Origin of the sequence: Mesorhizobium sp. M7A.F.Ca.CA.004.04.2.1, from assembly GCF_004022825.1 — a bacterium.
GTDB lineage: Bacteria > Pseudomonadota > Alphaproteobacteria > Rhizobiales > Rhizobiaceae > Mesorhizobium.
In genome coordinates this window covers 1-660 of sequence record NZ_RZPH01001644.1, presented here as the reverse complement: position 1 = coordinate 660, position 660 = coordinate 1, and the positions used below count along the sequence as shown (strand labels likewise).

Annotated in this window: 1 protein-coding gene; it reads left to right on the top strand. The window is 70.5% G+C overall.

The annotated features are described in order from the left end of the window. Window positions 1–660: methyltransferase (locus EN893_RS36695; protein WP_128362296.1), on the top strand; the 660-nt coding region annotated here is incomplete at both ends.

The window sequence follows — 660 nt, the reverse complement described above, 5'->3', positions numbered from 1 at the left end:
GGTTCTGGCTCGTCCAGCCCAAGCAGGGCGGCCATCGCGCCGGCATGGATGCGATGATGCTGGCGGCATCCGTGCCATCGACCTTTGGCGGGCGCCTGGCCGATTTCGGCGCGGGAGCCGGAGCTGCCGGACTGGCGGTGCTGTCACGCTGCCCGGCGGCAGAGGCGGTGCTTGTCGAACGCGCGCCGGAAATGGCGGCCTTCGCGGCGGCGACGCTTGCCCATCCCGGCAATGCCCATCTGAGCGATCGCGCCTCCGTGCTGGTCGCCAATGTCACCGTATCGGGCCGGGCGCGGGCGGCCGCCGGCCTCGCCGACAACGACTTCGACTTCGTCATCATGAACCCGCCTTTCAATGCCCCCCGGGACCGCGCCACATCGGATCGCCTGCGAAAGGAAGCCCATGTCATGGAGGACGGGCTGTTCGAGAGCTGGATCAGAAGTGCGGCGGCGGTGGTGAGGCCGCGCGGCGGGCTCGCCGTAATCGCCCGGCCCGAACAGCTCGGCGCCATTCTCGATGCGATCGCCGGCCGCTTCGGCGATGCCGAGATGCTCGCCGTCCACCCTCGTCCCGATGCGGCGGCGATCCGCATCGTCGTGCGGGCAGCGCTCGGGGCGCGGGGAAAGCTTGCCATACGCCCGCCCCTAATGCTCCACACGC